We start from the raw sequence: 7,446 nt of genomic DNA on the forward strand, positions 1-7,446 counted from the left end.
GGGGATGGCGGGTTGGCCGCCATCATCGCCCGAAAACCCCGCCCCGGCTGCTGCCGGAAACGCTGCCCCCGGCGGCCCCTTCAGCCGACCGCTCAGCCGCCTTGCCGCACCAGCGGGGCCCGCAGCGCCTCGCCCAGCGTCAGCAGGCTCTCGCCCAGGTGGGCGCGGGCCGTGTCGGACAGGCCCTTGGCGGCCAGGGCACGCTTCAGGTCGGCCTCCAGCCGCTGGGCCACCTGGCGGTGCACCGGCCGCACGTCGGTGGGCGCGGCCGAGGCCGGCTTCAGCAGCGTGGACGACAGCCGCCGCAGGTGCTCGCGCTGCAGGTTGCGGCGCAGGCTGTCGACGTCGTTGCCCGTCTTCAGCTCTGCCCACACGGCGTCGGACAGCCGCCCCTGCAGTTCGGCATACGACAGCAGCGTGCGCGGGTCGGCCACCTTGGTCTCGGCGTCGGCCAGGCGCGTGGCCACGGCGTCGGACATCAGCGTGTCGAGCGCGCCGCGCTGCAGGCCCAGCACCGCGCTGGCCAGGCTGAAATCGGCGTTCGGCACCAGGCCCTGGCGGCCGAAGCGGTCGAACTGGTCGATGCCCAGCCGGGACATGAAGCCGGGGTCGAAGCGGAAGCTGCTGCTGGCGAAGACCTCGCCCAGCAGCAGGTCCAGCGCCTCGCGCTGCCGCACCGCGGGCACCGGGGTGACCAGGGCCTGCCCGGCGCCGGCCAGCTGGCGCGAGGTGGTGACGCCGCCGATGTGCTTGGCCACCAGCGGCACCGTGGCACTGAACGAGGCCAACCCGCGCTGCAGGTTGCGGCGGTACAGCGTCAGGTCGTCTTCGGCGGCCAGCGTGCGCTTCTGCGTCAAGGTCCACAGCTCGCGCGCCAGCGTCAGCCGCTTGCGGGCATGCACCAGCGGGTCGTTGCCCAGGTCGCCCTGGTTCGCCTCGGGGTCACCGCCCATGGTCTCTTCGTCGGTGCCGTAGGCCAGCATCGGATCACGCTCGGACCGCGCGGCATGGGCGGCCAGCGCCGACTTCTCGGTGGCCGCCGGGAACTCGCGGTAGCCGTACTCGATGGCCCACAGGTCGTAGGCGCCCAGCGTGGGCATGTGGTAGTTCGCCACCGCCTCGTTGGCCAGCGGCAGGTTCAGCGCGTTGTAGTCCATCACCGAGTTGGAGATGCCGCGCGTGCGGGTGAAGGCCTCGTCGCGCAACTGTGCGGGCGTGATGCCCATCGAGGCCTTGAAGTTGTGGCGCAGGCCCAGCGCATGGCCCACCTCGTGCATCACCACGTCCTTCAGCGCCTCGGCGATGAATCGCTCGGCCTCGGGGCCCTGCGGGTCGATCGCGCCGCGCGCGCTCAGCAGCTCGAAGCCGAAGGCGGCCTGCTGCAGCGCCTCGTCGCCATACTGGCACTGCATCAGGCGCTGCGCGAAATCGGGCATGGCCGCGGGCAGGCGGGGCTCGGTGTCGCCGGTGAAGCTGCGCGACAGCCGGGCCCAGTTCTCGGGGATGATGGCCGCGCCGCGCAGGATCTCGCCGGTGCGCGGGTCGGCTTGCGACGGCCCCACCGCCGTGGCGCCGGGGCCTTCCATCGCGAACCATCGCACGGCCAGCACGCGCGTGCCTTCCAGCGACGATTCGTCGCTGTCGGCCGCCTGCTGCTCGACGGCCAGCGCGTTGCGGAAGCCCGCGCGCTCGAAGGCCAGGTTCCATTCGAGGATGCCGGCGCGCACCGGGGCGCGCCAGGCCTCGGGGATGTTGCGGTCCATCACCACGCGGATCGGCTCCTTCGGCTCGGACACCTCGGCCGCCGGGTCCTTCTTCTCGAGCCGCCAGCGGTTGATCAGGTGCTGGCGGCGGCCGTCGGGCGCACTGCCTTCCAGGTCGACGAAGGGCGCAGTGAAATAACCCACGCGCTGATCGGCCAGGCGCGGCTTCATCGGCTCTGCCGGCAGCGGCGACAGCGTGTAAGCCAGCGACAGGAACAGGCTGCGCGCGTCGGGCAGCGTGGTCGGCGGGCTGGGCTGCATCGCCGGGTTGGACGGCGGCATGCCGGGCATGGCCACCGGCGGCACCGGCAGCTTGGGCACCGCGAAGTGCGCCCGCACGGTGAAGCTGGTGCCCTGGGCCGACGTGCGGGCGCGCTCGATGGTGGTGTTGCTGCGGTCCAGCGAATAGGGCATGCGGAACGCGGATTCCAGCCGCGTCTGCATGCCGGGGATGTCGCCGCCCAGCAGGGCCACGGCGTCGACCAGCAGCGACTTGCGCTCGGGGTGCGGGGCCGACACCACCGAGGTGGCGGCCAGCAGGCTGTCGGAATAGCTTTCGGCCACCGCGCGGGCCAGCGGCGAGCCGGGCTTGGCGCGGGCGTGCAGGTTGCGCGCCACCAGCTGGACGCTGTTGCCGGCGCGGCGCAGCACCACCACCTGCTCGTCGCCCATCAGGCCCGGCAGGAAGAATCGCTCGCCCAGGCCGCTGGCCAGCGACGTGCCCAGGAAGAAGGGCTGGTCCAGCCGGTCGGCCGGGATCTCGAGCCAGGTCTTGTCGTCGCGCGTCCAGAACGGCAGGAAGCCGTCGCTGCGCTTGGCGTCCTTGATCACCTCGGCGAACGGCGGCGGCGTGCCCGGCGGCCGCGCGGCCGGTGCGCTGGCCGACCCGGCCGGACCCGATGCGGCGCGGGCGGCGCCCGGGGCCGATGCGGGTGCGGCGGCGGCCACGGCCTGCGGATTGGCGCCGACTGCGGCCTGCGGGCCGGTGGGGGTGGCGCAGCCGGCCAGCGTGGCGGAGAGCAGGGCGGCCACGGCGGTGGCGAGGGGCGAGGGTGCGAAGCTGGAAATGGGCATGGGCTCGTGCTGGGTGAGTCGAATGGGCGGTGGGAAAATGGGCGGTGGGAGGTGGGGCGGGTCGACGGCGCGCAGGCTAGCGGATCATGGCCGCGGCGGCCAGCGCGCTGCGACAGGCCGTCGGATCGGGGTCGCGAGTGGCGGATGGGCGCCGGCCCTGTCCGTGTTTGTTCGGCTCACGGCCGCGCCCGCATCAGCGTGCTCTTGCCGAACAGGCTCTCGATCAGGTCGACGGCCACCAGCGCGGTCTTGTTGCGCAGGTCGAGCGCGGGGTTCAGCTCCATCACGTCCAGCGAGGCCAGGCGGCCGGTGTCGGCGATCATCTCCATGCACAGCTGCGCCTCGCGGTAGCTGGGGCCGCCGGGCACCGTGGTGCCCACGCCAGGGGCGATCTCGGGGTCGAGGAAATCGACGTCGAAGCTCACGTGCAGGTGGGTCTGCGCGTCCATCGTGGCCAGGGCCAGCTCCATCGCGTGGCGCATGCCCATCTCGTCGATGTAGCGCATGTCGAAGACCTCGAGCCCGGCCTCGTGCACGAAGCGCTTCTCGCCCGCGTCGACCGAGCGGATGCCGATCTGGCGGATCCACTTCGGGTTGAGCGCCGGCACCTGGCCGCCCATCTCGACCAGCGCCTGCGGGCCGTGGCCGCACAGGCAGGCCACCGGCATGCCGTGCAGGTGGCCGCTGGGCGCGAGCAGGTGGGTGGTGAAATCGGCGTGGGCGTCGAGCCACAGCACGCGCAGCTTGCGGCCATGCTCGCGGCAGTGGCGGGCCACCGCGCTGATGGAGCCCACGCCCAGGCAGTGGTCGCCGCCCAGCAGGATGGGCAGGCGGCTGGCCGTCAGTTCGGCGCGCATGGCCTCGTGCACCGCCAGGTTCCAGGCCACCACCTCGGGCAGGTGGCGGTAGCCGTCCACGGGGGGCAGCCAGGGGTTGGCCGGGCCGACCAGGTTGCCGCGGTCGACCACCTCCAGGCCGTGCGATTCGAGCGCGGCCTGCAGGCCGGCTAAGCGCGCGGCTGAGACTGGTACGGCGTCAATACCGAGATGCCTGCTCGGCTCGCCTGCTCCGCAAGCTCGGCGCGCGCTGGCGACGACAGCTATGGGGCAAGCCAACCTCGATGGTGGCGGGGTGCTATCGACCCTGATCCGTCATCCGCTTGATCGGTTGACAAGCCAGGAAGCGGTCATTGGAAGAGGGGCAGGCTTCGCGCCTGATCTCGTGCTCACGCCGCCGGCCGAGGTTTCAAACCGCGCGGCAACCTACGTCGCGCAGACCGTCCTTAGGCGCCGCGTCTGAGCGCCGACAGCAGTGCGGCTGCACTGCGCCAGGTGTACCGCCACTCGGAGACCTTGCCGCCGCCCGGTGGTGTGATCACAGCACGCTCGACAGCCACAGCGCCCAGGCCCTCGTAGTACTTGCGGGCAGCCAAGTTTTGCTCATAGACCCACAGGTAGACGCCGAGATGACCGTGTGTGTCGACTGCCTGGGCTGCCACGGAGGCCAGAAGCATTGAGCCAATCCCCTTGCTTCGAAAATCCTGCAGCACATGCAGATTGTCCACCTGCGTTCCCCACTGGGCGTCGTGCTCACCGAAGGCGAATGCAAAGCCAACCGGTTGGCTGTCGTAGCTGGCCAGATAGCCAAAGTGACCGCGAGGTATCGGCGACAGTCGCTTCGTCCACAGTACGGCACGGTTCGCCTCGAGGTCTCCGTCGAGGAACTCGTCTTGAAGCATGCCGCGATATGCGGTTCTCCAACTGGCGGCGTGAATACGCGCGACCACCTCGATGTCAGATTCGGCAAGAGGACGGACAAGAGCTGTCACTGCGGCGCCAAACGTACGGGGTGAACGGTCGCCTGCGGCGTGGCGCCTTGACCGAGCAGTTCGGCAATGGAAGACACCAGCAGATCGGCTTCGGTATCGCGGCCGCTCGATCCTACTAAGACTGTACTGAATCCAAGTTGTTTCGCGGGGCGAATGTCGCGCTCGACCGAGTCTCCGATGAACAGGGCCGCCGCGGGGTCAACTTTCATGGCTTGCAGTGCCGCGAGAAACAGTTGCGGAGAAGGCTTCACAACTCCGATGGTTGACGAGAAGGCCTGGTGTTGGAAGACATGGGATACGCCGCTGCGCGCAAGAACATCGCGCCAGGCATCCTGCGGTGCCCAAACATTGGTGACGAGCGCGAGGGGGTGCGTAGTAGCGAAGGCCTGAAGCGTGCGGGCTGCCCATGAAGGCACCTGGCCGACTTCATGCGCGGCGATCACATCTGCAATGTCTTGCGCATCCGCACCGTGCAGGCCGCCGTACGTCTTGACCGCGTCCAGAAGGGACGGGAACGAGTCGAAGCATGCCGGATCGTCGTAGTCTCGGCGGAGCGAGTCACAAGTCCGCATCACCAGCACCCGGACTTCGTGGCCTGCCAAGCGGCGACCGCCGATCTTGCGGTATGTGGCGAAGAAGTCTTCATCGCGCCCCAGGCGATCATGATCGAACATGAAGGTGCCGTTCATGTCGAAGAAGAGGGCTTGAAACTGATCGACGAACCGCATCGGATGCTGTTTGAGGCGTCTAAGAACCTGAGTAGGCACCAGCGGCCAGGCGCGCTCACTGCATGGTTGCCCTCTAGTCAACGATGAACAATGTGGCACCGCCTGATGTGCGCGAGCGGTGTGGCTCTGCCCCGTCGGCTACCTGATAGCTGGTGCCTGGCTTCAAAACGAACCTGCGACCGTCCTCTAACTCGGTCTCGAGTTCCCCGCCCAAGCACAGCAGTATGTGGCCCTTGGAACACCAATGGTCGGCCTCGTAGCCCTGTGAGTACTCCACCATACGAACTCGAATGTTTCCGAAGTTGACCGTGCGCCAGTAGGCAATGCCTGTGGTTCCCTTGTGCTCTGTGCGGGGAATGGACGCCCAATCGGTGATGCCGAAGGGTATGTCTTCCATCCTCATGATCGACACCTCGCAGGTGAAAATTGGAGACAGATTCTTGCTCAACCGCGCTTCGTTGATGCTGGACATCGTCCTGGTTGGGTAGATGGTCCGTCATGCCTGGTGCCTCTTTGAACGAAAGCCGATGACCGACCGCGCAAAGCGGAACAACGATTGGCAGCCCTGCGCGGCAGGCTGTTGGATGTCCGTTCGAACGACCAGTTGGGCCTTGGCCAGCGCGGGGCGGCGCGTGAAAGGAGGAACTCCGTCGTGCTTGCTGCAAGTGGGCAAAGAGAATGGCGCTGGGAGCCTCGGACATCAGCCCTTTCACAGCAGTTTTTGGGTTGAACTGCAACGCGTTCAGCGTCGTCCGGGGCCCTCTGCGCTGACGTTGAATGCCCGCTCGACACCGTTCACGAGTTGCTCCAGGCTTGCATCCGCGGGCACATCGCGCGGGGTTGCCCTACTTGGAGGTTGCATCGAGCGGACGAGCAGCGTTTCCATCTCTTGCCGCAGCCGACGCGCATTGGCCCGTGACGCGGGCACAACACTGCCCGCATTCAAGTTCTGCACTCGCGTGCCGTTGTCGAACTGGTCGAACGCGAACGGCAATATCAACTGCGGCACGCCGGCGCGCAGTGCTTCGGCTGTCGTGCCAATGCCCCCGTGGTGCACCAACAGGGCCACCCGCGGCAGCAACAAATCGAAGGGTGCGTGTGGCTGCCATCGCACGTCCGATGGCAGCGGGCTCGGTAGCTGGTCGCCAAAGGTCGTGAGAAACAGGCCGCGCCGACCCAGCGCACGCAGCGCAGTCAATGCGTTCGCGAAAAACCCATTGGCGTGCCGATGCCCTGTTCCCGCGGTGAACGCAATGGGCGCGTCACCCGCCGCCAGAAAGTCTTCCAGCTCCGCAGGCAGGCGTAGCAACGGCGACGAGGATCGCAGTGGGAAGTGGCCCCCGACAAAGGTGTCGGGCCAATCGGGCTGGCGGCTTGCAAACCAGTCTGGAAAGAGAGCGACCGACGCGTCACTTGCCGCTTCCATGTGCGCCAGAAAGCTGGCTACCGGTTTCAATCCCTGGGCGGTACGGACGGCGTTCAGTCCGGGCAGCAGATCTGGGTCGATCCAGAACTTGTCGATGGCCCACCACAGCGCACGACGCAGCGGCGTCGGCACCCACGTCGGCACATTCAGCGACCCCACGGCCAGCGGATCGTGCACTGTGCGCAAGGTGGATGGCGCCAGGTAGGCGCACACGATCCTCAGATGGGCTTGCTGCTCCTTGGCCATCGCGGCCACGGGAACCAGGAAGGGGTGGCTCAACACGACACAGTCGCCAGCTTGGGCGTGCGAGACCAGCAGGCCGCGAATCTCATCCAGGCTGGGAAGCAGACCGCGCCAGACCACGCCCAAGCCTTTGCGCTCGTCCCACAGGTCGGGATCGTTTAGCACCGACTCGGACTGTTCGTGCGTGCCAAAGGCGACGTAGGGAAGGCCTGTGGCCCGTACCACCTGTTCGTGCGAGCGCTGGACAACCAGCAGGGTGCGGTATCCACGCGCTGCCAACGCTGCCGCCAGCACGATGAACGGCTGCAGATCGCCGCCGGTGCCAAAGGTCAGCAGCAGAACCAGGGGTCTCGTCGTCACCTCATCGTCCAGCCCAGCCCAGCC

6 protein-coding genes are annotated in these 7,446 nt (G+C 68.0%); all 6 read right to left on the minus strand.

What is annotated here, in order from left to right:
- Positions 1-92 precede the first annotated feature (92 nt).
- Positions 93-2,837 (minus strand): zinc-dependent metalloprotease, encoded by a 2,745-nt coding sequence (locus EOINJALH_RS11135; RefSeq protein WP_088280433.1) that lies wholly within the window; start codon positions 2,835-2,837, stop codon positions 93-95.
- 176 nt (positions 2,838-3,013) lie between these two features.
- Positions 3,014-3,952, minus strand: coding sequence for an arginase (gene rocF / locus EOINJALH_RS11140; protein WP_404872755.1), 939 nt, complete (start codon positions 3,950-3,952; stop codon positions 3,014-3,016).
- 167 nt (positions 3,953-4,119) lie between these two features.
- On the minus strand, positions 4,120-4,665 hold the full coding sequence (locus EOINJALH_RS11145) for a GNAT family N-acetyltransferase (protein WP_144289973.1): 546 nt from the start codon (positions 4,663-4,665) through the stop codon (positions 4,120-4,122).
- On the minus strand, positions 4,662-5,393 hold the full coding sequence (locus EOINJALH_RS11150; RefSeq protein ID WP_088280435.1) for an HAD family hydrolase: 732 nt from the start codon (positions 5,391-5,393) through the stop codon (positions 4,662-4,664). The genes EOINJALH_RS11145 and EOINJALH_RS11150 overlap by 4 nt, the downstream gene beginning before the upstream one ends.
- A gap of 73 nt (positions 5,394-5,466) precedes the next feature.
- Positions 5,467-5,796, minus strand: a complete 330-nt coding sequence (locus EOINJALH_RS11155) for a DHCW motif cupin fold protein (RefSeq protein WP_088280436.1) — start codon at positions 5,794-5,796, stop codon at positions 5,467-5,469.
- 339 nt (positions 5,797-6,135) lie between these two features.
- Positions 6,136-7,446, minus strand: a 1,311-nt coding sequence (locus EOINJALH_RS11160) for a glycosyltransferase (RefSeq protein WP_144289974.1), incomplete at its 5' end; no start/stop codon positions are given.

This window comes from Ideonella sp. A 288 (assembly GCF_002198735.1).
Classification (GTDB): domain Bacteria; phylum Pseudomonadota; class Gammaproteobacteria; order Burkholderiales; family Burkholderiaceae_C; genus Pseudaquabacterium.

Excerpts from the sequence above, each read along its gene's own strand:
- EOINJALH_RS11150 (WP_088280435.1), bottom strand. The coding sequence starts at position 5,393 with ATGCGGTTCGTCGATCAGTTTCAAGCCCTCTTCTTCGACATGAACGGC.
- EOINJALH_RS11155 (WP_088280436.1), bottom strand. The coding sequence starts at position 5,796 with ATGAGGATGGAAGACATACCCTTCGGCATCACCGATTGGGCGTCCATT.
- EOINJALH_RS11135 (WP_088280433.1), bottom strand. The coding sequence starts at position 2,837 with ATGCCCATTTCCAGCTTCGCACCCTCGCCCCTCGCCACCGCCGTGGCC.